The sequence below is a fragment of the Arthrobacter sp. GW822-FHT05G07 genome, assembly GCF_058799755.1.
On sequence record NZ_JBXALT010000004.1, the window covers coordinates 200,385 to 222,847 of the forward strand.

General features: G+C 62.8%; 23 protein-coding genes. 11 read left to right on the forward strand and 12 right to left on the reverse strand.

The genetic code is table 11. The features are described 5' to 3' along the window. The first annotated feature begins 152 nt into the window (after positions 1 to 152). A complete protein-coding gene (locus AC1RJY_RS08260; RefSeq protein WP_498602095.1) occupies positions 153 to 548 on the forward strand; it encodes a hypothetical protein in 396 nt (131 codons plus the stop codon). On the opposite strand, the gene AC1RJY_RS08265 is transcribed toward AC1RJY_RS08260, so the two are convergent. Both AC1RJY_RS08265 and AC1RJY_RS08270 read right to left on the reverse strand, forming a co-directional pair. Next, positions 545 to 1,285, reverse strand: a complete 741-nt coding sequence (locus AC1RJY_RS08265; RefSeq protein WP_014922858.1) for an IclR family transcriptional regulator — start codon at positions 1,283 to 1,285, stop codon at positions 545 to 547. The two genes, AC1RJY_RS08260 and AC1RJY_RS08265, sit on opposite strands and share 4 nt — an antisense overlap. Next, positions 1,285 to 2,100 (reverse strand): IclR family transcriptional regulator, encoded by an 816-nt coding sequence (locus AC1RJY_RS08270; protein WP_011776199.1) that lies wholly within the window; start codon positions 2,098 to 2,100, stop codon positions 1,285 to 1,287. Before AC1RJY_RS08270 ends, AC1RJY_RS08265 begins: the two co-directional genes overlap by 1 nt. A 174-nt stretch (positions 2,101 to 2,274) precedes the next feature. On the opposite strand from AC1RJY_RS08270, the gene AC1RJY_RS08275 reads away from it, so the two are divergent. The 5 genes from AC1RJY_RS08275 to AC1RJY_RS08295 all read left to right on the forward strand — a co-directional run bounded on the left by AC1RJY_RS08275 (position 2,275) and on the right by AC1RJY_RS08295 (position 6,425). After that, positions 2,275 to 3,321 carry a zinc-dependent alcohol dehydrogenase gene (locus AC1RJY_RS08275; protein ID WP_011776200.1) on the forward strand — a complete coding sequence of 349 codons (1,047 nt, stop codon included), beginning with the start codon at positions 2,275 to 2,277 and terminating at the stop codon, positions 3,319 to 3,321. An 81-nt stretch (positions 3,322 to 3,402) separates the two neighbouring features. Continuing rightward, positions 3,403 to 4,296, forward strand: coding sequence for a transketolase (locus tag AC1RJY_RS08280; RefSeq protein WP_498602096.1), 894 nt, complete (start codon positions 3,403 to 3,405; stop codon positions 4,294 to 4,296). After that, a complete protein-coding gene (locus AC1RJY_RS08285) occupies positions 4,293 to 5,225 on the forward strand; it encodes a transketolase family protein (RefSeq protein WP_011776202.1) in 933 nt (310 codons plus the stop codon). Before AC1RJY_RS08280 ends, AC1RJY_RS08285 begins: the two co-directional genes overlap by 4 nt. 17 nt (positions 5,226 to 5,242) lie before the next feature. Next, positions 5,243 to 5,629, forward strand: coding sequence for a PfkB family carbohydrate kinase (locus AC1RJY_RS08290; RefSeq protein ID WP_210065786.1), 387 nt, complete (start codon positions 5,243 to 5,245; stop codon positions 5,627 to 5,629). Between the two features lie 28 nt (positions 5,630 to 5,657). After that, positions 5,658 to 6,425, forward strand: a complete 768-nt coding sequence (locus AC1RJY_RS08295; RefSeq protein WP_011776204.1) for an SDR family NAD(P)-dependent oxidoreductase — start codon at positions 5,658 to 5,660, stop codon at positions 6,423 to 6,425. A gap of 65 nt (positions 6,426 to 6,490) precedes the next feature. On the opposite strand, the gene AC1RJY_RS08300 is transcribed toward AC1RJY_RS08295, so the two are convergent. Further along, positions 6,491 to 7,507, reverse strand: coding sequence for an alcohol dehydrogenase catalytic domain-containing protein (locus AC1RJY_RS08300; protein ID WP_014922862.1), 1,017 nt, complete (start codon positions 7,505 to 7,507; stop codon positions 6,491 to 6,493). Positions 7,508 to 7,580: 73 nt separating this feature from the next. After that, positions 7,581 to 8,882, reverse strand: coding sequence for an MFS transporter (locus tag AC1RJY_RS08305; protein ID WP_011776206.1), 1,302 nt, complete (start codon positions 8,880 to 8,882; stop codon positions 7,581 to 7,583). A gap of 255 nt (positions 8,883 to 9,137) precedes the next feature. On the opposite strand from AC1RJY_RS08305, the gene AC1RJY_RS08310 reads away from it, so the two are divergent. Beyond that, positions 9,138 to 9,914 (forward strand): SDR family oxidoreductase, encoded by a 777-nt coding sequence (locus tag AC1RJY_RS08310; protein WP_011776207.1) that lies wholly within the window; start codon positions 9,138 to 9,140, stop codon positions 9,912 to 9,914. Between the two features lie 81 nt (positions 9,915 to 9,995). Here the strand turns inward: AC1RJY_RS08310 and AC1RJY_RS08315 are convergent, their stop codons facing one another. The 4 genes from AC1RJY_RS08315 to dnaK form a co-directional block, all read right to left on the reverse strand. Further along, the gene (locus tag AC1RJY_RS08315; protein WP_011776208.1) at positions 9,996 to 10,418 is read right to left on the reverse strand and encodes a heat shock protein transcriptional repressor HspR; all 423 of its coding nucleotides are present in this window, start codon (positions 10,416 to 10,418) and stop codon (positions 9,996 to 9,998) included. A 10-nt stretch (positions 10,419 to 10,428) separates the two neighbouring features. Continuing rightward, entirely contained in the window at positions 10,429 to 11,409 is a 981-nt protein-coding gene (locus AC1RJY_RS08320; protein WP_014922864.1) for a DnaJ C-terminal domain-containing protein, read from the reverse strand. A gap of 176 nt (positions 11,410 to 11,585) precedes the next feature. Continuing rightward, positions 11,586 to 12,245, reverse strand: a complete 660-nt coding sequence (locus AC1RJY_RS08325; RefSeq protein WP_014922865.1) for a nucleotide exchange factor GrpE — start codon at positions 12,243 to 12,245, stop codon at positions 11,586 to 11,588. Between the two features lie 2 nt (positions 12,246 to 12,247). Continuing rightward, entirely contained in the window at positions 12,248 to 14,113 is a 1,866-nt protein-coding gene (gene dnaK, locus AC1RJY_RS08330; protein ID WP_011776209.1) for a molecular chaperone DnaK, read from the reverse strand. Between the two features lie 253 nt (positions 14,114 to 14,366). Here dnaK and AC1RJY_RS08335 point away from each other — a divergent pair, with 253 nt between their 5' ends. After that, complete coding sequence (locus AC1RJY_RS08335; protein WP_011776210.1) at positions 14,367 to 14,924, forward strand: hypothetical protein; 558 nt, start codon at positions 14,367 to 14,369, stop codon at positions 14,922 to 14,924. Here AC1RJY_RS08335 and AC1RJY_RS08340 read toward each other — a convergent pair. The 3 genes from AC1RJY_RS08340 to AC1RJY_RS08350 are packed head-to-tail and all read right to left on the reverse strand — an operon-like array spanning position 14,899 to position 17,331. Beyond that, positions 14,899 to 15,798, reverse strand: a complete 900-nt coding sequence (locus AC1RJY_RS08340; RefSeq protein ID WP_014922867.1) for a DUF817 domain-containing protein — start codon at positions 15,796 to 15,798, stop codon at positions 14,899 to 14,901. The genes AC1RJY_RS08335 and AC1RJY_RS08340 overlap by 26 nt on opposite strands. Then, positions 15,791 to 16,582 carry an oxygenase MpaB family protein gene (locus AC1RJY_RS08345; protein WP_498602097.1) on the reverse strand — a complete coding sequence of 264 codons (792 nt, stop codon included), beginning with the start codon at positions 16,580 to 16,582 and terminating at the stop codon, positions 15,791 to 15,793. Before AC1RJY_RS08345 ends, AC1RJY_RS08340 begins: the two co-directional genes overlap by 8 nt. 17 nt (positions 16,583 to 16,599) lie before the next feature. Continuing rightward, on the reverse strand, positions 16,600 to 17,331 hold the full coding sequence (locus AC1RJY_RS08350) for a TetR/AcrR family transcriptional regulator (RefSeq protein WP_498602098.1): 732 nt from the start codon (positions 17,329 to 17,331) through the stop codon (positions 16,600 to 16,602). A 143-nt stretch (positions 17,332 to 17,474) separates the two neighbouring features. Here AC1RJY_RS08350 and AC1RJY_RS08355 point away from each other — a divergent pair, with 143 nt between their 5' ends. Further along, complete coding sequence (locus tag AC1RJY_RS08355) at positions 17,475 to 18,413, forward strand: NAD-dependent epimerase/dehydratase family protein (protein ID WP_498602099.1); 939 nt, start codon at positions 17,475 to 17,477, stop codon at positions 18,411 to 18,413. On the opposite strand, the gene AC1RJY_RS08360 is transcribed toward AC1RJY_RS08355, so the two are convergent. Beyond that, positions 18,410 to 19,261, reverse strand: a complete 852-nt coding sequence (locus AC1RJY_RS08360) for a phytanoyl-CoA dioxygenase family protein (RefSeq protein ID WP_498602100.1) — start codon at positions 19,259 to 19,261, stop codon at positions 18,410 to 18,412. The two genes, AC1RJY_RS08355 and AC1RJY_RS08360, sit on opposite strands and share 4 nt — an antisense overlap. A gap of 144 nt (positions 19,262 to 19,405) precedes the next feature. On the opposite strand from AC1RJY_RS08360, the gene AC1RJY_RS08365 reads away from it, so the two are divergent. Beyond that, the gene (locus tag AC1RJY_RS08365; protein WP_498602101.1) at positions 19,406 to 20,272 is read left to right on the forward strand and encodes a helix-turn-helix domain-containing protein; all 867 of its coding nucleotides are present in this window, start codon (positions 19,406 to 19,408) and stop codon (positions 20,270 to 20,272) included. Positions 20,273 to 20,409: 137 nt separating this feature from the next. Next, a complete protein-coding gene (locus tag AC1RJY_RS08370; RefSeq protein WP_498602102.1) occupies positions 20,410 to 22,425 on the forward strand; it encodes a Kelch repeat-containing protein in 2,016 nt (671 codons plus the stop codon). The last annotated feature ends 38 nt before the right edge of the window (positions 22,426 to 22,463 follow it).

Here is a 22,463-nt window from a genome sequence, read left to right on the forward strand (position 1 = left end):
GAGCGGCTATGGCGGCGTCGTTGATTACTCGGGGGACGGAACCATCGGGATCGCGCCTTACCAAGGGTCCTCAGCATGCTTACGATGGAGTGGCGGGTTACGGCCCACTAATGCACGGACTACCGAACGCCGACTGGAAAGTTGAATTCCCCATGGCACGACGAAGCTCCACCAAAGCAGCAAACCTCCCCGGCCCCGGTTCCAAACGACGCGGACCCGGACGGGCCATCTGGCTAATTGCCGCGGGTCTCGTCGCTGGCATAGCCGGTGGAATTTTCGGTTTCCGCATGCTGGTGCCACCGGCAGAGCCCGAACCGGACAAGACCCCTCAGCGGCAACCTGCCGAAATTCTGGTCCCGGAAGAGCCGGTCGAGATCTCAACGAGAATGCGTCCCGGCGAATGGACTGAAGAGTCATTGCTGGAGCACGTCGAGGATTACAAGCAGCAGATCCGGGACATGGGCGCGAAAGAATCGCAGATCGTAGTCAACGTGGAGCGGACGGAAGCGGGGGCTGCCCGCGTGGTGGTCAGCTGGGATCGATCCTAGAGTTTGGCCGCTGTTTCCTTCGCCGCTTCCTGCAGCAACGCAATAAATTCGTCCTGCCGAGGAAGGACGTCATCACGAAGTCCGGCAACTGACAGTGCCCCGCGTAATACGCCATGGGAATCGAACAGCGGCACTCCCAGTGCGGCGACACCGACGGTGACGTCCTGGTCAGACACACTGAAACCGCGTTCCCGGATGATTTTTGCGTCAGCCTCAACCTGCTCTGCTGTGGTGAGGGTGTTCGGCGTGATCGCCTGCAGCGGAGCCGACGCTGTGACGCTGTGCCTGAGTTGGTCATCCCATGCCATGATGGCCCGCGACGTTGCACCTGCGTGCGGCGGGAGGGTGCCGCCGGGGTTGAGGAGCAGCAGCGTCACTTTGGTCCCTTTGACCCAATCGAGGCAGGTCACGAGTTGGTTCCTTACGGCGCAGAGATAGACGGTCTGGCCCGTGAGCTCGTTGAGGCGGGCCATGGCGGGACGGGCTGCGGAGACCTCCGGAATCCCTTGAAGGGAAGCACTTGCTAGGTGAAGGATCTGCGTACCGAGTTGAGCCCTGCCATCTTCCCGGATTCCGATCAGTTCCACGTGTTCGAGCGCGTCAAGCAACCGGTACACGCTGGGGCGCGGCATGGAAATTGCCTCGGCGATGTCCACCACGCTCATGGGTCCGTTGTCGGCCAGCGCGTTGAGGAGGTCAGCACTGTTGGCCATCACCTTGATGGGTTTCGCTGCCACTAGACGGCCCCGCTTTCTACGGCCGGCAGATGAGCCTCCGGCAACTGAATCGCACCAAGCGCCCGGCTTACGGTTGCGGCAGCAGATTGGACCATCGCGACGGGGTCGTAGTCGCTGTGGAACACCCTGTGGGTTTGGCCACTGATGGACAGCGCTCCTACAACGGCACCAGTATGGTTGAAGATTGGCGCACCAACGCCGCCAATCCCCTGACCCCAATCGCTGTGCGCCACTGCAACGCCGGCGGACGCCGTTTCCGCTAGGAGTCGGCGAAGTTCCTCTGCGTTATGGGCCACCGGGCCGAACAGTTCATCCTCAGGCAGGTCCCTCAAATAGCGTTGGACCACCTCGGGGATTTCGAAGGCGAGGATAGCCCTGGGCGCGGCCCCCTGGCCCAAGGGCATGGACTCGCCCAATCTAAGGTTGTGGATCTGGACATCCAGGCCATCGATTCGGTCAATGCACACGGCCCGGAGGCCGCGCCTGATGCACAGGAACGATGTCTGGCCAGTGGCAGCGTGCAACCTCTCAAGCTCTGGCCGCGCCAGGTCCCTCAGGTCCAGCTGGGCTTCCAGCTTTGCTCCGAGCCGAACAAAATCGAGGCCGAGCCGGGTCTTGCCGCGGCGCGACCCATCCTCCACCCAGCCGATCGCCTGGAGCGTCGAGAGCAGCCTGTAGAGGGAGCTTGCGGGTTCAGCTGTGCGCTCAGCGAGTTCGCTCACAGTCAGCTCGCCTGCCTCAGCGATCGCGCGAAGGACTGCCGCAGATTTGGTCACGAGGTTCATTCCACCGCTGGGATCCGTTGCTTCCGTCATTGGAACCTCTCACCTAGCGGACACACATCATGACTCACGATACGTAAGGCCCATGACCAATGCAACAACGGCGTCGCCAACAGATTTTTATCAATCAGTGGAACTTATGTCCGCCAGTTGATAACTTGAAGGGAAGTGGTCAAGAACCATGCCGTGCACCCGAAGGAGCAGTCGATGACGACACCAACCATTGAAACCATCCCGGATATCCGGGCAGCCGTCCTCAAGGCCCCAGAGCAGTTCGGCACGCAGCGACTACGGCGCCCGGAGGCAGGGCCGGGCGAAGTTCTTGTTCGGGTCTCATTCACCGGCATCTGCGGCTCGGACTTCCCCATTGTGAGCGGCACCCACCCCCGAGCTACTCTTCCACTGGTGATGGGGCACGAAATTACCGGCACCATTGAGAATCCAGGGGACAGCGGACTGACTGAGGGCGCCACGGTGGCCGTCAACCCCCTCCTGCCCTGCGACACCTGCGGCGCCTGCCGGAAGGAACTGTGGCACGTCTGCAGAAACCTGAGGCTGCTTGGCATCGATACGCCCGGATCCATGGCGGAATTGATCGCCGTACCTGCCGCGAACGTCATTCCCTTCTCCGAAAATGTCCCCGCCAAGGAAGCAGCCCTGGCCGAGCCGCTCGCAGTAGCAGTTCACGCCATTCGGAGGGCCAGGCTCGCAGCAGGCGAGCGCGTGCTGATCTTCGGCGCAGGACCCATCGGAATCCTGGTTGCGCTGGCCGCCCGTCACGCAGGTGCGGCTGACGTTGCTGTCGTGGAGCCAAGCGAACGACGCCGGGAAGTAGTTGAGGCGCTCGGCCTCCGGGCGCTCGGGCCAAGTGACGTCCCGGTGGCCAAGGAGCATGGCGAGACCGCCACCGACGTTGTCTTCGATTGCGCAGGGCATCACAGCGTCACGCCCCTTCTAACCAAGGTGGCGCCAGTGCGGGGGCGGATTGTGATTGTGGCCGTGCACCACGGATCGGCCGAGGTGGACCTGCGCGAGCTCGCCTTTGCCGAACAGGAAATCATCGGGGTGCGCGTCTACGAGTCCGCAGACTTCGCCGAGTCCGTACGGCTGATCAGCCACCATGAACTTCCACTGGCAGGAATTCCGATCTCTGAATACCCCCTGGAATCGGTGGAAGAGGCTTTTGCCGAGGCGCGGTCAGGCACTGGAGCAGTGAAGATCCTTGTGCGAAGCCTGCCCCAACCCCTGCATTAATTATCATTTTCTGGACAAATTGTCCGTATCACGGCAATAATGGGCGGTAGACCTGCTGACACGATCGATGAGGACAATGTCATGTCAAGAACGCAAGCAACCAAGACCGGAACGGCCGAACTCCAGAGGCTTGCAGCCGCTGGCCGCTGGCACGTCATCAAGACCGTGGCGGATGCCAAAGCCGGCCACATCGGCGGCCCGCTGTCCGCAATGGACCTGCTGGTTTCCCTGTACTTCAACGAACTTTCTGTTGACCCCGGGAATCCGCAGGACCCCGCCCGAGACCGTTTCATCCTCTCCAAAGGACATTGCGCCATTGGCCTGTATTCGGTCCTGGCACTCCGCGGCTACTTCCCTGTGGAGGAACTGGCCACTTTCGATCAGGGCGGATCGCGACTTCAAGGCCACCCGGACATGAAGCTCACCCCCGGCGTGGACAGCTCCAGCGGTTCCCTGGGCCAGGGTCTATCGGCCGGAGCCGGCATGGCAATGGCCGCCAAGCAACTCGGAACGGACTTCCACACGTGGGTCATGTTGGGCGACGGCGAACTCGAAGAGGGAATGGTGTGGGAGGCAGTCCACACGGCACGTCGCTTCAAGCTTGACAATCTCACGGCGGTCATCGACCTCAACGGACTTCAGCAGTATGGATGGCCCGTCTCCGAAGACGATGACCGGTTCGACCGCTCAAACCCGTGGTCCGGCGTAGACCTCAACGGAGTCTTCTCGTGCTTTGGCTGGAACGTCATCAGCATCGACGGGCACGACTTCGACGCAATTCACGACGCCTTTGACCGGGTCCGTGCGCAACGGGGTTCAGGAAAGCCAACCGTCATCCTAGCCAAGACCATCAAAGGCAAGGGCGTGTCCTTTACCGAGGGCACCTACAAGTGGCACAACGGCATTGCCACACCGGAACAACTGGCCAGCGCAGCCGCTGAACTCGGCCAGGTTTTCGAAGGAGAAGCAAAGTGAAGGCGCAACGCGACGTATGGGGCCAGACCCTTGTAGATCTTGCCAGGACGGACAGCCGGGTTGCAGTGGTGGACGGCGATCTTGCCACGTCCACCAAAGCTGACCTGTTCGCCGACGCGTTCCCGGACCGGTTCTTCGAAATCGGCATCGCGGAGCAGAACATGGTGGGCGTTGCCTTTGGCCTGTCCACTCTGGGTTTCCGTCCATGGCTATCCACCTTTGGGGTATTCCTAACCCACCGCGCTCTGGACCCCATCCGCATGCTGGTCTCCCAGACCGGAGCACCCGTCAAGATCGCCGCCTCCTATTCCGGCCTCCTCAACGGCAGCAGCGGGAAGACCCATCAGGACATTGAGGACCTGGCCATCATGCGTGCAATGCCGGGCATGACCGTGATCGCCCCGGCCGACGCAATAGAAGCCGAAGCAGCTATCCGATGGGCGGCAGACCACGACGGTCCCGTCTACCTGCGGTTGGCACGGGACGCCGTTTCCGACATTTTCAGTCCGGGCCATGCATTCACGCCGGGAACAGTACATGTATTACGCGAGGGCAATGACGCACTTCTGGTTTCCACAGGTGTCCAGAGTTCGCGTGTCATGGATGCTGCAGCTCTGCTCGCCGAAGAAGGAATCGAAGCCCGGGTGGTTCACGTTCCCTGCCTCAAACCCGTGGATGAAGCTGCTCTGCTATCTGCCCTCTCAGGCCCTGCACCAATCTTCACTATCGAAGAACACAGCATTATTGGAGGACTGGGCGGGCTGGTAAGTGAGCTGGTTACCAGCACCACGCTGGGCAAAACGGTCACTCGGCTGGGACTTGCGGACGCATGGTCCGAGTCCGCTCCCAACAGCTACCTGTTGGACAAATACGGGCTCTCGCCCGCCCGCGTAGCCGGCCAGGTCCGGCACGCGCTGGCCGACGACTAGGCGAGGGCGCTGATCCCATGAGCAGCCCCACCCACAGAGTCCAAGCAACACGGTCCGGCGACGCGGGCATCAGCACCGTGCTGGCCAGCATGGGCGGAGATGGACTCATCGGGCTAGGCCCGGATGGCGTCCTGTGGGCCCGGGCGCCACAGACCCCCGTGGTCAATACCACAGGTGCTGGCGACGCAGCACTTGCCGGATTCCTCAGCGAAACCTCACTCGAACCCGGAGGGCCCACCGGAGCACATCATCGTAGATCAGCCTTCACCGAAGCGCTGGCGCGTTCCGCCGCCTGGGGCGCGCTCGCCGTCGGGCGTTCCACCACAGCCTTGGGCAGCCTCGAAGGAGCGCCGGACGCCACCTTCCAAGAGCCTGATCCAACCTTCCGCCTCAGCAAGCTCTGAGGCACAAAACCTAACAAGGGAGCATCTCATGAACGCACAACAGACGGCCCTGATCACTGGCGGGGCACAAGGAATCGGCGCCAAGGTGGCACATACCCTGGCAAACCGCGGCTGGCGGGTCCTCGTGGCCGATCTCAACGAGGGGCCGGCCAAGGACCTGGCAGAAGAACTCAATTCCTTTTCTCCCGCGGCCTCCCCCCACCTTGGGTTCGGCGTCGACGTGGCTGACGAGATCAGCGTCCAAGCCCTCCTGGGTGCCGTCGCGGGCGAAACGGACCGGCTGGACGGTCTGGTGAACTGCGCCGGAAACATCCTTCGCCAGCCTGCCGAGGAGCTGGACATCGCACAATGGCGGCGTCTGCTGGACATTCATCTGACGGGTTCAATGCTCACGGCAAAGGCGGCTTTTCCACTCCTCAAATCGAGCCGTGGCTCTATTGTGAACATCGCGTCAGTAGGGTCCACCTTTGGCTTGCCGGGGAGATCTGCCTATGCCACCGCCAAGACCGGGATGCTGGGACTGACCAGGACCTTGGCCGTTGAATGGGGCGTCCATAAGATACGCGTCAATGCAGTCGCTCCCGGTTACGTAAATACGGAGATGGTGCGTAGCGGCTTGCGCAACGGCACATTGAACCAAGAGGTTCTCTTGGGACGGACTCCCCTCGGGAGGCTTGCCGAGCCGGAAGAAATCGCGAACGTGATCGCTTTCCTGCTCTCCCCGGACGCGTCGTTCATCCACGGCGAGGTCATTAAGATCGACGGCGGACTCACCATCGACGGCACGTTCAGTTAGCAGCCACACACCCAGGAAGGGCGGCCGGAACACTCCGGCCGCCCTTTTGCTGCGTTCACGAGGCATCAGGGTTCGACGGCGATCTTCGGCGCAGCGCCCCGGCCCACCTTGTCGAAGGCAACGGCTATGTTGCTGAGCGGCACCGTCTCAACCAGCAGCTCCCCCAACCCGGGATATGTCTGGAGGATGTCCAGTGCCAGCCCGTAGTCCGGGCGGTGCGAGCTGTAGCTGGTGATGATGTCCAGTTCCTTCCGCACGGCATCGTTGGCTGCCAACACCGGCGGCGCTCCATACAGTGCCACCACCACCAACCGCCCTTGGACAGGAAGCCCACGGACAGCATCGGCCAAGGCCGCGGAGGCTCCGGCAGCTTCGATCCACACGTTTGGCTTGAAACCGGGGGGAAGGGTATCCACCAGGTCCAGCCCCAGCTGTTCGGCGAGACCGGCCCGTGCTGCCACGTCTTGGGTCATCCCCTTGAGCACCACACGGGCACCGAGATACTGGCAGACCACTGCGGACAGGATCCCGATGGTGCCGGGACCACTGACAACTACGGTGTCCTCGGCTGTCACGCGCCCACGGCTTGCAACCGCCCTTGCGGCAACCGAGAGAGGTTCTGTCAGCACCGCCGTCCGGGCGGGCACAGCGTCGGGTACGGCCAGCAACTGGGATGCGGGGATGCGAACGAAACGTGCGGCGCCCCCGTCGCGCGTCAGGCCCAAAGTGACCTTATCCGGGCAGCCGTTCGCGTAGTCAGCCGTACAAGCGGCGCAGTCCCCGCAGCCGGACTGGGCGATGGCCACCACGCGAGTCCCTGGCTTCAGGCCGCCGGGGTCCTCGCTCTGGACGATCGTCCCCACAATCTCGTGGCCCAGAACGGTACCGCACGGAACCCAGCCGTACCCATCGTCGCCGTTCCAGATGTGGAGATCGGACCCGCACAAGCCACAGTATTCCGTTGCTACGAGCACTTCGCCGGCTCGAAGCCGCGGGGTTTCCTGCATTCTGATCTCGATGCTCCGCTTATCCATCGAAGAGCGGACAGCCGCGGCTGCGGTCGCGGGGAGGGTGGTAATCATGATGATTCCTTCCGGATACGGCAGTTCCCGGCGTGCCAGTGGCGCCGCCGGGAACTGTGTGATGTGGGCAGTACTAGATTTGATCCAGGGGAACGCCGGTGTTGTTCTTCCACTTCAGGACCACAACACTGGATACCGCCGCAACTGCGATGACATAGAGGTTGAAGATCCAGCCACTGCCAATCGAGTAAAGCCAAGTGCTGAGGTAGGACGCCGTACCGCCACAGACAGCCACGCCGAGGGAGATGGAAACGCCAAAGATCCTGGTGCGGTAGCGGGTGGGAATCTGTTCTGAAATCGCTGCCGGCTTGGAACCTGTAATAAAGGCGACCAGCAACAGTCCTGCTGTCTGGGCAACAAGCAACGTCCATGGCTCGCTGGTCATCAAGCCCCAGAGCGGGAATACCGTGGCTGCGATACCCACCAGGGAGATAAGGGTTGTGATCTTCCTTCCCCAGTGATCGGAGATCCAGCCGGAGACCGGGAGGAAAGCGATATAGACCACCTGTGCTATCACGCTCATCACGAACGCCTGGCCCGGATCCATGCCCCTGACGCCGATTGCATAGATAGCTGCCGAGGTGACCCACGTGTAGTACGTGAGCGTAGATCCAGCCTCGTAGAGGAACAACTTCACGCCTGCGGCAAATACCTGCTTCTTGCTCCACGGGGGCGCAGCGCTGCCAGCCTGGGCAACGGCCACATGCTCACTTTCCATCATGCCGCGGCGCAACCACAGTGCAGCCACAGCCAGCAGCGCACCGGCTGCGAAGGGAATTCGCCACCCCCATTCCATCATTTCCGACTTGCTGATCAAGCCGGTCAGTACCGCCATGAAAAGCGTCGCCAGGAGGGATCCTGACCCCACTGCGATGAAGACCGTGCTTGACCACAGACCGCGGCGCTTGGCCGGGGCGATTTCAGCGATGTACGCGTAAGACGTCGTCGACTCACCGCCGTGCGCAAAGCCCTGAATCAATCGGGCCAGCAGAAGGAGGAGAGATGCCCAACTGCCGATTGCCGCGTACGAGGGAATGAGGGCGATCCCCAGGCTCGCACCCGCCATGAGGAACATCGTGGTCAGCAGGACAGTGCGTCGCCCGAGTTTGTCAGCCAGAGGACCGAACACCAGCCCGCCAATGGGACGCATCAGGAAACCGACGGCGAACACGGCCAGCGTGCTCAGCAGCGCAGACATAGGGTTGCTGGAGTTGAAGAGGCTGCCGGCGATGTAGACCGAGGCGACGGTATAGATGGTCCAGTCAAACCATTCCAGCAAGTTTCCTACGCCCGTGGCGAGCAGGGATTTGCGTTGTAGGCGCAACCGTTCCGGGCTGCTTTTCGGTTGGGCTGTGTTCTGCTCAACAATCGTCATTGAATGCTCCCGTGTTGGGAAGCCACACTCTGTGGCTTGACTCGGTTGTGACCAGGGCCAGTGCGAAGCTACGCCATATAGCAAGTTTCGCAAGGTGGCCTGGTTGTGCGCCGGAAGGCCCACGTTCTGCACCCAACACCATCATGCGGACAAAGTGTCTGTCAAGTGATAATTTGGTTCTTGGGCGGAATCAACACGAGAAAGCCGCGCCACCCTGAACGGAACATTGCCGGTAGTCCCGGCAGAGGAGGAACGATGGACAGGAATCTTGAGGGCAGAGTAGCTCTTGTCACCGGCGCCAGCAGCGGCATCGGGGCCAGCGTGGTCCGCAGGCTCCTCGCCGCCGGCGCCAAAGTACATGGCGTCGCGCGGAGGCAGGAAGCTTTGAACGCGGTAAGCCCCGAGCATCTGGTCACTGGCCAGCTGGTAACCCACGCTCTGGACGTTGCCGACACTGCGGGAGCGCGGGCTCTGGCGGCGCACCTCGCGGAAACGGATCCCATTGACATTCTGGTCTGCGCTGCGGGGACCAACGTCCCACGCAGGCGAATGGCCGAGCTCGACGACGAGAGTTTCGACCGCATCATGAAGACCAATGTCTACGGCGTCTTCACCTTGCTGTCAGCGACGCTCGATCAGTTGCGGGAACGGCAAGGCGACGTAGTGATCATCTCCAGCATCGCTGCAAGCTGGCCGGACCACAGCGGGGCAGCCTACGGCGCTTCCAAATCCGCGTTGCTGGGTCTGGCCCGGGGCGCATCGCGCGACGAGCACGGCAACGGCATTCGCGTCTGCAGCATCCTGCCAGGCATCGTGGACACTCCCATCCTGGACCTGCGCCCCAGCCCGCCGCCCCGAGAGGTCAGGGACTGGGCCATCCACCCGGACGACATTGCAGAAGCGGTGCACTGCGCGATCAGCCTCCCGCCGCGAACCAACATTGCTGAAATGAGCGTGGTTGCGACGCGCCTGCAGTCACTCAGCAACACACAGGCGGCCACCCCGGAACTCCCGGCCAGCATGCGGAGCTGAAGCAACGGGGCCGCCTGCCACAATGGCATGCGGCCCTGTCTGCTGCTCGACAATGTTGCGCCCAGCCGCGCTTAGCCCAAGCTAGTCTCCCTGCCGCGGCCTCCACACCACAACTGCCTGCGACCGCGCCCGGGGGCGCTGACCGCGGGCCAAGCTAACGACGTCGCCCGCCGCTCCGGCCGCGAAAATGCGCGCGTCCACGGGTGAGCGCCGACGCGACAACTCCTCCGTCAGCTCAGCTACCCGATACTGCAGCGCAGCAACCTGATTTTCGAGATCGAGGATTCGTTTGATGCCTTCAAGAGAGACGCCGGACTGCGAGAGGCGCTGGACCTCCCGCAGTTTGTTGACGTCGTTCTGCGAATAGCGGCGGGACTTGCCGGGCGCACGGCTGGGCGAGACGATGCCCAAGCGGTCGTACTGGCGCAACGTCTGCGGATGCATGTCGGCTAGCTCCGCAGCGACGGAGATGACAAAGATCGGCTGGTTGACGTCGATTGCCATGACCGTCTCCTTACAACCGGGCCTTCGCGGCCAGGTCGTGACGCGGGTTCGCGTCCGTGGTGGCGGCAGCGAACGCCTTCACGGCTTCCTCCGCTTCCTTGTTCAAGTTCTGAGGGACCGCGACGTCGATGGTCACCAGCAGGTCGCCGGTCGCCTTGGACGTTTTTACGCCTCGGCCCTTGACCCGGAGTGTCCTGCCCGACGGTGTCCCGGCAGGGACGCGCACCTTGACGGTGTCGCCCTCGAGTGTTGGGACCTCGATGGTGGCGCCAAGCGCCGCTTCCGCGAACGTGACGGGGACGTGGATGCGGATGTTGTCGCCGTCGCGGTGGAAAAAGTCGTGGGGCTTCACGCTCACCGTGATGATGAGGTCACCGTTGCCGGCCGGGCCAGCGTTGCCCTTGCCGCGCTGACGGACTTTCTGCCCGTCCTTGATGCCGGCGGGAATCTTGACGTCGATCACGTTGCCGTTGCTCTCACGCAGGCTCACCGTGGTGCCTTTGATGGAGCCGGCAAACGAGATGGAGGTGGTTGCCGTCCTGTCCGCGCCCTTCTGCGGGGCACGCTGGAAACCGGTCTGGCCGGCGCCACCGAAGCCACCTCCAAACAGGTCAGCGAACTCCGGAGGAATGCCGCCGCCTGCAGGTTGACGAGCACCCGGCCCGCCCCCAAACAGACCACCAAAGAGGTCCTCAAACCCACCATTGGCCCCGGCGCCACCCCGCCCGGCCCCGGCACCCGGAGCAAACCGGGCACCACCCATAGCGCGGATGGCGTCATACTGCTGCCGGTCCTCAGGATTCGACAGCACCGAGTAAGCCTCGGAAATGTCCTTGAACTTCTTCTCCGCAGCAGCATCCCCGGCATTAGTATCCGGATGGTACTGCCGGGCTAGCTTGCGGTAAGCCTTCTTAATATCCGCGTCGGACGCGTCCTTGGCAATACCAAGGATCGCGTAAAAATCCTTTTCAACCCAGTCCTGGCTGGCCAAGAGCGTTTCCTTTCTAAAACAAACAAAGCGTACGGCGAGACTGCCTCGAAGCCGTAGCGGATGAGGGGGCCCGGGAGTGGCTTCGGGCCTACCGGAGCCGGGTGGCTTTGGATCGAAGATCCCAAGCCACCCGGCGTAGGGGCGGGGCCCCTCATCCGCGAAGGCGGAACGTGAGACTACGCCGGAACCGCGACGATCACTTGGGCTGCACGCAGGACCCGCTCGCCGGAGCGGTATCCGGAGCGCAGCACCTGGCTGACCGTGTCAACCTCGATGTCTTCGCCGGGCTGCTGGATGAGTGCCTCGTGGATGGTGGGGTCGAATTCGACTCCGGTGTCCGCGATGCGTTCCAGTCCGTACGTCTTCAGCGCGTTTTCCAGCTTGGCTGCGATGGCGGCGAAGGGGCCGTCTTCGAGGTCACCGTGCTGGCGGGCGGCGTCGACGTCGTCCAGCACCGGGAGCAGGGAGTTGAGGACGCCGATGACGGCCATCTCTCCTGCTACGGCGCGGTCGCGTTCGACGCGCTTGCGGTAGTTGACGTACTCAGCCTGAAGGCGGAGGAGGTCGTTGCGGAGCTCCGCTGCCTGGGCTTCAGCCGCGGCACCGGGGGCTACCGATTCCTCGGCCGGCACCTCTACCCCGTTGAGGATTTCCTCAGCTTGGGAGAGGGCGTCGCCGTCCGTGGGAGCGGCGTTGCCTTCGGTGGGAGCTGCAGCTTCGCTATCGGGGTGACGGGCTGCCCCGGTCTCCGGGTCAACCTTGCGGTTGTCCCGGATTACCGGCTTGCGCGGCTCGTTGCCTTCTGAATGCTCTGCTTCGTTGCCGTGGTGAGGCATGGCTACTTCTTCGCTTCGTCTTCGTCGATGATTTCGGCGTCAACGATGTCTTCGTCGTCGGCAGCCTTGTCACCGGCGGGAGCGCCTTCTGCACCGGCACCCGGAGCGTCAGCTGCGGCGGCCTGCGAGTAGATGGCTTCACCGAGCTTGGTCTGGGAAGCCTGGAGCTTCTCGAACGCAGTCTTTACAGCGGCGTCGTCGGTGCCTTCCAAGGCGGACTTGAGGGCGTCGACGTCGGCCTTGACCTCGGTCTTGACTTCCTCAGGCAGCTTGTCGTCGTTGTCGGCGATGAGCTTGTCCACGGAGTAGGCGAGCTGCTCTGCGGAGTTACGGGTGTCCGTAGCTTCGCGGCGGGCCTTATCCTCTGCAGCGTGCTCTTCGGCTTCACGGACCATGCGGTCGATGTCGTCCTTGGAGAGCGCCGTGCCACCGGTGATGGTCATGGACTGTTCCTTGCCGGTGCCCTTGTCCTTGGCGGACACGTGGACGATGCCGTTGGCGTCGATGTCGAAGGTGACCTCAACCTGCGGGACACCGCGAGGTGCCGGAGCGATGCCGGTCAGTTCGAACGTGCCCAGCGGCTTGTTGTCGCGCGTGAATTCACGCTCGCCCTGGAAGACCTGGATGGCCACGGACGGCTGGTTGTCGTCAGCGGTGGTGAAGGTCTCGGAACGCTTGGTGGGGATGGCGGTGTTGCGCTCGATGAGGTGCGTCATGACGCCACCCTTGGTTTCGATACCGAGGGACAGCGGGGTGACGTCGATGAGGAGGACGTCCTTGCGCTCGCCCTTCAGGACACCGGCCTGGAGTGCGGCGCCAACGGCCACAACTTCGTCCGGGTTGACGCCCTTGTTGGGCTCCTTGCCACCGGCGAGTTCCTTGACGAGCTCGGAGACGGCAGGCATACGGGTGGAGCCACCTACGAGCACGATGTGGTCGATGTCGGAAACCTTGATGCCGGCTTCAGCGATGACGTCCTGGAACGGCTTCTTGGTGCGGTCCAGCAGGTCCTTGGTGAGGTCCTGGAACTTGGCACGGGTCAGCTGCTCGTCCAGGTGGACCGGGCCGTCGGGGGTGACGGACAGGTACTGGAGGGAGATGTTGGTGCTGGTGGAGGAGGACAGTTCCTTCTTGGCCTGCTCAGCAGCTTCACGCAAACGCTGGAGGGCGATCTTGTCCTTGGAGAGGTCGATGCCCTTGACCTTGAGCTGGCTCAGGAGCCACTCGACCACGCGGTTGTCCCAGTCGTCGCCACCGAGGCGGTTGTCACCGGCGGTCGCGCGGACCTGGATGGTGGAGAAGTTGTCTTCGTCCTTGCCAACCTCGAGGAGGGAGACGTCGAAGGTTCCGCCACCGAGGTCGAAGACCAGGATGAGTTCGTCTTCCTTGCCCTTGTCCAGTCCGTATGCCAGTGCAGCCGCGGTGGGCTCGTTGACGATGCGGAGGACGTTGAGGCCAGCGATTTCGCCGGCTTCCTTGGTGGACTGGCGCTCGGCATCGTTGAAGTATGCCGGAACGGTGATCACAGCGTCGGTGACCTTTTCGCCCAAGTAGCTCTCGGCGTCGTTCTTGAGCTTCATGAGGATACGCGCGGAGATTTCCTGCGGCGTGTACTTCTTGTCATCGATGGCAACGTTCCAGTCGGTGCCCATGTGGCGCTTGACGGAAGCGATGGTGCGGTCGATGTTGTTGACGGCCTGGCGCTTGGCGATTTCGCCGACCAGGACTTCGCCGGACTTGGAGAACGCAACGACGGACGGCGTGGTGCGGCCGCCTTCTGCGTTGGCGATAACGGTGGGCTCGCCACCTTCGAGAACAGAGACCACGGAGTTGGTGGTTCCGAGGTCGATACCTACTGCACGTGACATATCTTGTTTTCCTTTCAATGGCCGATGTTGGAGATTGCACCTGACAGCGGCCCGCTGAGCGGTTTCACTGCCGGGAGCCCACTCAACAATCGGCTAGTTGAGCGTTCTGCACTCAACTGTACTCAGCCTCAGATTTAAGTCAATCCAAAGTTGAGTCGAGTTCGCTCAACTTTGCTTTTTGACGGTTGGAAATCCCCGGAATCACACGGCTTAGGGGGTGGTTTCGCCTACGGTGAACTGACAAACTGGCCCGATGGAGATCACTGGATACGTGCCTCCGGACGAGTTCTGGGAGATGAACGACCGGTTGGATCAAGAAGTCCGCGACGGCGCGCACCTTCTCCCGCTGTTCTGTCTAGAGGGCTGGGACGTCCCCGTCATGCTGGGATCCTGGCAGTTGGACGGCAGCGAAGGCGGGGTGTCCCACGGCGACGGTTTTTCGCAGGCGGGCCCATTGGTCGAGGTGATCACCACACCCCAGGACCCGCGCGCGCTTGCCAGGAACCGGTGGCGCGCATCAGCCGGAATCCCGCACAACCTGGAAGAGCTTCAACGCCAGGACGCAACCTTCAACGCCCTCGCCGCTGAGCGGCTCACCATCACCGTTGACGGCACGCCCGCAGACGTAACGCTCTGGCGCGGACAGAACTCTTGGCTCGCTGCGGGCACATTCGGCGGCTTCGGCATCGTGATCAACGCTCAACGCAACCCGCCTCCACCGGAAGCCGTCCGCCTAACCCGGGTGTCCGACGTCGAGCCCTTGCTTCAGGCGCGACGCGCTGCACTCAGGGCGATACGCGGCGAAGCCTAGGAATCTCCGCGTCAGCGGCTTGAGTGGCGCCCAGCGGCTCCGGCTTGTACACCCACGCCACCAGTACCACGGAGATGATCATCAGCAGGAACCACGCCAAAAGCTTGTCGATGGAAACCGCCTGCCAACCGTCCAGCTGATTCGGATACAGCCAGGCGCGGGACCACGTACCGATGTTCTCGGCGAACCAGATGAACAGTGCCACCAGCAGGAACGACACCAGGATTGGCATACGGAAGCGACGCCGGAACACCCGGAAGTGCATCACGCACCGTCCGTAGACAAGCACGACGGCGGCAAGCAGCACCCAGCGTGCGTCGAAGATGTAGTGGTGGGAGAAGAAGTTGACGTAGATCGCGCCAGCGACGAGGGCCGTGATCCACCGCCGCGGGTATCGGTCGAATCGGAGGTCGAACAGCCGGAAAACACGCACCATGTAGGAACCCACAGCGGCATACATAAAACCGCTGAACAACGGGACGGCCCCGATCCGCAGGACACCTTCCGCCTCGTATGCCCAGGACCCCACGTCCGTCTTGAACAACTCCATCGCTGTCCCCACCACATGGAACAACAGGATCACCCGGAGTTCCCGGAGGGTCTCGAGCCTGAAGCTGATCATCAGAACTTGGATCACAATCGCGGCGATGGTCAGGAAGTCGTTCCTTGCGAGGCCCGCGTTGTCCGGGTACCAAAGCCGGGCAGCGATGATTACCGCGAGCAAAGCCGCTCCGAACACACATGCCCAGGCCTGCTTCAGCCCGAACACCACAAACTCGGTGAGCCCTTCCCGGAGCCGTCCCCCGCGGGCGCGGTCCAGGTATCGGTGGGCGGCGTCGTCGATGGACTGCTCAACGGAGGTGAAGTTACGCATTGTGGGAAGCCTTGCCTGGCTTGAGTTGGCTCAAGTAATAGTCCCTGGGCCAGTGGCGGATTCGTTGCGGCAGCCGCGGGTAAACGCGTCCCACCAGGCGCATGGTCCGTTCGAAGCGCCGCGCATGGCCGGGACTCCAGTCGAATCCGAAACCTTCACGAAGGCGCTCAGGCAACAAACCTGCTGTGAGGAAGCGTGCCAGCGGCATGACCAAGCGCATCAAGCCCGGACCCGCTGCCGGGTACAGCAAGTCGCGGGCGATTTTGCGGGCCTTCTCGTCGGGCTGCAACGTTGCCACGTGCGCGTCCCAATACGTGGCAAAGGCGGCGCGATCAACGGGCCATTTGTCGGGCGGAAGCTGCAGTGCAGTCCCGATCCGCGCATAGTCGAGGTACATGCGGTCGGCGGTTTCGTCGTCGAGCGGCCCGTGAACCTGCTGGTAGACGGTGACTGCCGTGTCATAAAGGGTGGCGACCACCCACAGTTGGGAGTCGGCGTCGAAGGCGTTATAACCCGCCGACGCATCGTCAGCGGTCCGTCGGACCGGCGCGTGGGCACGATTAACGGCGCGACGCACAGCAGTGACCTGCTCTTCGGTGCCGTAAACCACAGCGTAGACATAGGTCAGCGTGGCCCGGAGCCTGTCCTGCGGCTTGTGGGCGAAGTTGCTGTGGTCCGCCACTCCGTGACCGACCCGGGGGTCGGCAATCTGAAGGAGGATCGCGCGGCCCGCACCGGCGAGAAGAATACCCTCCGCGCCGATGTCTGCAAGTCCTCGAGCCATCTGAATACTGTAGCGCCCTAGCCTTGGAGCCCCACGACGCCCTGAAGAACACCCAACTGATGCTCGAACAGCTCATCACGAGCGGCAAAGGTATCGCGTCCGTACTGCCCAAAAACCTCAAAGCTGACCGCCCCAAACACTGACGTCCACACCAGCACACCGCGCGCCATGGACGCATCGGGAACTGCGAGGTTCATTTGGGTGCGAATCGCGGCCAGATCTTCGGCCAAGGCCGGAGGAATCACGACGGCGGACGTCACCTGTGCGTCCAGGGCACCTGCCCGGTAGGCGGCATCGAAAACGCCCACCAGACGGACGATGACGCGGGTTCCTGGCACCGTGGTGCGCTCGCCCGGGGCTTGATACCCGGGCACAGGGCTGCCGAAGAGCAGGGCGTAGCTGGCAGGTTCGCGAATTGCCCAGGTGCGCACGGCATGTGCCAGCGCTTTGAATTGTCCGGTGAAGTCATGCGCCGGCATGGCGTCCACCGCCGCATCAACTTCGTCGCCGAGCTCGTTGTAACCGTCGATCAACAGGAGCGTGAGGAGTTCGTCCCGGTTCTCTACGTAGCGGTACACAGCAGAGGACACGACGCCGAGATCCCTCGCCACTGCACGGAGGGACAGGGCGGCCGCGCCATGAACGGCAAGGTGCTCGCGACCGAGCCGAACGATGTCTGCGATGGTCCGCGTGCGGGCACGTTCACGGGGAGTGGGCGGTTTGGCCTTCGGCAATTCAGCGGTGGTCATACCACCAAGCCTGCCACAAGGGAGAGCGCTGTCAACAAATGAGAGCAGTGCTCTTGACTTTCGACATGTGCTCAGTCATTCTGAATTCAGAGAGCAGTGCTCTCGGACTAACATCCGACCTCGAGACCTAGAAGAAGGCACCCATGTACGTCGTCACAGGAGCAGGACCCGTTGGCTACACCGTCGCGGAGCAACTGGCAGAGCAGGGTCATCAAGTCCGGGTGCTGACGCGCTCGGGCAGCGGCCCGGAGCATCCCTTGATAGAACGGGTCCGGGCGGACGTCTCGGATCCTGCGCAGTTAGATGAGGCGATGAACGGCGCCGCCGCAGTCTTCCATTGCATCCACGGCTCCGCCTACCGGGCAGCAGCGTGGGCCGCCGAACTCCCCCACGCCGAGCAGGTGGTGATGGACGCAGCGGCAGCCGCGGGCGCCGTCGTCGTATTTCCTGAAAGCCTGTACTCGTACAGCGAGCCCGACCGCGCGATGACCGAAGCAAGTCCCCGGGCAGCCACCGGTGGGAAGCGCGGCATCAGGACCGCACTGCTGGCAGCACGGCAGGCGCATGCGGCCAGCACCGTCAGCGTTGTTGCCGGCGATTTCTTCGGACCCCGCGTGAAGATGGCACATGCCGGGGAGCGGATGGTGACGCCCATCCTGGCAGGCAAGGCAGTGCAGTTCATCGGGTCAATCAACCAGCCGCACTCCTTCACATACGTCCCGGACCTGGCCGCGGCCATGATCGCAGCAGCCCGGCAGCCCGAGCTGTGGAACACTGTGCTGCACGCCCCCACAGGCCCGGCAGTCACCCAGCGGGAGATGGCCGCAGCGCATGCGCAGGCCGCAGGCGTTGCCGCACCCAAGGTGAGCGCCGTGCCCGGATGGGTGCTGCGGATCGCCGGAGTTTTCTCGACGGATATGCGCGAGCTTGCCGAATTGCTGTACCAGTTTGAGCGCCCGTTCGTGATGGATTCCTCGCAGAGCCAGAAGCTCCTGGGTCTCGAGCCGACCCCCTTGGCGCAGGCCGCTGAAGCAACCGTGACGTGGTGGCGCAGCGCCGTTCAAGTAAGCGCGGGAGGCTAAAGGCCGTCGTTGTAGTTCCAGTGCTCCTGCCAGCGCCAATCGATGGGCTCACTGAGGCGCTGGTACCGGATGTCGGTGGACAGGCGCATGGTGCCGTTGAGGTCGGCGTTGTCCAGGGCCGCGTGGACAATATGCGCCGAGTGGACCACCACGTCACCAACCTCGTAGTCGGTCACGAGCCACCGGGCGTCCCGCTCGTCCGCCAGCCCGGGGAGGTCCGCAGTGATGGAGGCGGCCGGCATCTTCAGCGTCCCCTCACGCTCCTCCGCCATCACCCAGTGGTGACTGCCCTCGAGATAGGCCAAGCCACCCCGCTCTCGCGGACAATCACCCAATGGAATCCACATGGACAACACACGATCACTGCCTTCGCGGAGATACACAAGATCGTAGTGAGCCTGGGTGGCCGTTCCTATGCCGCTGTCACCGGGCTTGGTGTGGCGAATGATTTTTCGCCGGTGCAGATGGACGTCATCTTCGAGGAACCAGGCGAACCAGTCGGCAATCCCCTCTGCAGTGCACAGTGCTTGATACTCCGGCCCGGGAACAATGTGGTCGAAGAGGCCACGGCGCAACGCAGCACGGTCCACGTCCCCGGACGCCGCAATGCCCGCACGGGGATCCGTTCCTGCCGCGTACACGTTGGCTTCGCCCAGGGATGCAAAGTAGAACTCGCGGAAATCCATCAGATGGTCCGGATTGAGCTGCCCCTTCAAGTAGAGGTATCCGTCCCTGCGGAGCCTTGACCACAGGGCGTCACGATCTCCACGTTCGGAAAGGGGTACCGGTTCCAGCTCGGCGAGGCGGGATTCCGATTCGTCCAAAACATAGCCATTCGAAGTCAACATAGTCCCCACTGTGGCAGTGGTGGGCGGTCACGTGAATGGACTCCGGTTTCTGAAGACTTGGACTTTTGTGAGGCTTTTTTGGCGAGTGGGGCCGGCTTGCCGTTGGCGTTTGTTTTGCGCCCTTGGCCGGGGCAGCATTGGCCCATGGACGATTGGTCAACATACCGGCATCCGGCGTCTCCCCTGAGGGATCTTGGCCTGGCGTGCCTGGGTGCCGGTGAGCAGAGTGGGATGTTGCCGTCCTTTGCCGGTCGAACCCTCAGCAGCCATGCCATAGTGCTGGTGAGCGAAGGATCCGGGCACTTCACTGTGGGCAGCAGGCGTTTCACGGTCCAGGCTCCTGCGATCATTCGGCTTTTCCCCGGAGTCAGCCACGGGTATGGACCTGGGCCGATGGGGTGGAAAGAACATTGGTTATTGTTCACCGGACCTACGGCGAGGGCACTGGAGGAGCTGGGGTGCTTCGTGCGGAACCAAGCTCTCGTGCAGCTTGATGGCTCCTCGGAGGTCGGCCTGGAGGAGTCTCTTGGACTTTTTTCCGCCCTCCGCCAATCTCTCCTAACGGGTGGACCACAAGGAGATCTGGACGCCTCCGTACTCTGCCAGCGGGTACTGGTCCAGACGGGCACGCAGCCCAGTCCGGTCACCATCGACGCCCGGGCAAAAGACAACAGGCTACTCTCCGCACTTCGCGAAGCGGCCCACCTGCCGCTGACGTTGTCCCAGCTGGCCGCCTCGCTCAAAGTCCCGGTTCCAGAGCTCCGGCATGCAGTGCAGAGCGCTACCGGTGTTGGTCCCAAGGAGCTCATCATCCAACTCCGGATGCAGCGCGCCCAGTCGCTGCTGGCTGACACGGACCTTCCCGTTCAAAGGATCGCGTCCCTCACCGGCTATGACGATCCCGCTTATTTCAGCCGACTCTTCACCAAGAAGACCGGGTCCTCGCCAAGCGGTTTCCGCCGGGAACACCAGCGTGCTGACCCTGCGGACCACCACACGTGGGATGTCTGAAAATGTTCGAATCATGGATTTACTGATGGCTGGCTGAAACGCTGGATGGAGTGCACAGGACGCCTCCGGAAACGTCCCCACAGCACGGATAACACTCTTGGAACCACCCCACGGGACACTCAATGAGGAGATCTTCCATGTCCACTTTCGCCATCAATCGTCGTCAATTGCTGCAGACCGGGGGCATCGGCGGGCTCGCCGTAGCACTGTCGGCAATGTCCTCCGGCGCCGCCCAAGCCGCTCCAGGCAGGCAGACCACGGGAGCCCCGCAGATCACCGACCTTGGACCCGCCGTCGTTCAGTTTTCCCTCATGAGTTCACTGCTGGTGGGCGACACCGTCTACATCGGGTCCCGCAACCTGAACCCGGTACGGGTGATTGGATACCACCTCCCCACCGGCACCATCACGTCACGGACAGACCTCGGCTCGGGGTACAGCATCCAGGCTTTGGCCGCCGACTCCACCGGCCGCTACCTGTACGCAGGTGTTCTGCGCGATGGAATCGATGGAAAGCCGAACCTCTACCGCTGGGACCTCAGCACGCCCACCGTGCCGGCAGTGGGCGTGGGCGAAACCGGAGACCGCGACATCCGGGCCCTGGCCGTGGCCCCTGACGGAAAGGTCTACCTTGCCGGCGGAGGGCTAACTACCAATGCACCTTCCCTGTGGGAATTCGATCCCGCCACGAATGCCATGACCAGCTGGGGCATACCGGACCCCGGAGCCACCATTGCCCAAGCTGTGGCCGCCACTGCCAGCCACGTGTATTTCGGCACGGGCAGCACGCTGGGAGGCGGCAACGGATCAAGTCCCGGCCGCCTGTTCGCCTTCGACCGGACCACGAAGACGTCAACCAACATCCTGCCGGCAGAAGTAGCAACCGGCGTCTCGGTCACCTCCCTCAGCGTGCTGAACGGGCAGCTCGGAGTGGGGGTCAAGGGCCCCGGTAAGTCCGTGCTGATCAACCTTGCCAACCACGCCCAGTACACCATCATCGCCAAGACGGGCGTCATGTTCAGGCAACTGGGCAACGACGTCTTCTTCGTCAAGGAACCGGGCGTGTGGTCTTACAACATGGTCACCAAGAAGATCACTCAAATCCTCACGGAAGATGTGGGTGCCATGTGGGGCTTGGATGTCTACGGCAGCAAGGCGCTCACAGTGTCTTCCTATGACGTCATTGAGATCGATCCCGTGGCGAAGACCGCCGTCAAGCATGACCTCCAACAGGCCGGAGCGCCGGGCGGACCTCAGCTATGCATGGGTCTCGCAGCGGGCGCCGGGGACGTTTATGTGGGCGGCACCGGAACCATTGCCCGGCACCAACTGGCTACGGAACAGGTGTCCTATCTCCGGGCAACAGGTGAAGCCAAGGACGCCGTGATGGTAGGCGGTGTCCTCTACACGGGCCAGTACAACTCGCGGGGAATCTACGCCTACAATCCCGCGACCGGGCAACTGCCCTACCAAGTGGCCGCGTTGCCCGCCGGGCAGAACCGCCCCTTGGATGTCTGCTGGGACGCAGTCAACGGGCTGGTCATCGCCGGAGCCCAGAACGACACCGGAGGTGGCGGCTGCTTCGCCGCCTACAAGCCTTCCACCACGCAGGTCATCACCAAGGTCAACCCGATCGATGCCCTCCAGATGGTCCGTGCCGTGGCGACCAAGGACGGAGTGGCCTACCTGGGTGGCGACAACATCTACGCCACCGGTCCCCGCAGCACGGTGGTGGCTTGGGACCCCGTGGCCAACCAGGAGTTGTGGCGCCTGGATCCAGGGCAGCCTCAGGGCATTGCGGCGATGGCGATCCATGGCAAGTTCCTTTACGGCATGTCCCGCAAGGCTGCCGGCCTGTTCGTGATCGATCTGGATACCCAGCAGGTGGTTCATCGGGGTGACCTGAGCGCGGTGTGCACGGACTTCGGAGCTCTTCAGGTCAGCCGCGGGATTGTCTACGGCGTCTCCGACACCACGGTGTTCCGCATAGATCCGATCACTTTCGCTGTCTCTGTTGTTGTTGCTGACATCAACGGCGGTTGGTACAGCGGACCGCACATCACGGCGGATGAAGACGGTTTGCTGTATACGCTGCGCGGCCCGAACCTTGTCCGGATCGACGATCAGCAGACCATGCAAACCATGCGGCGTTAGCCCCATGTAAGTAGCAGCAGATGCCGTTCTGAACCCTC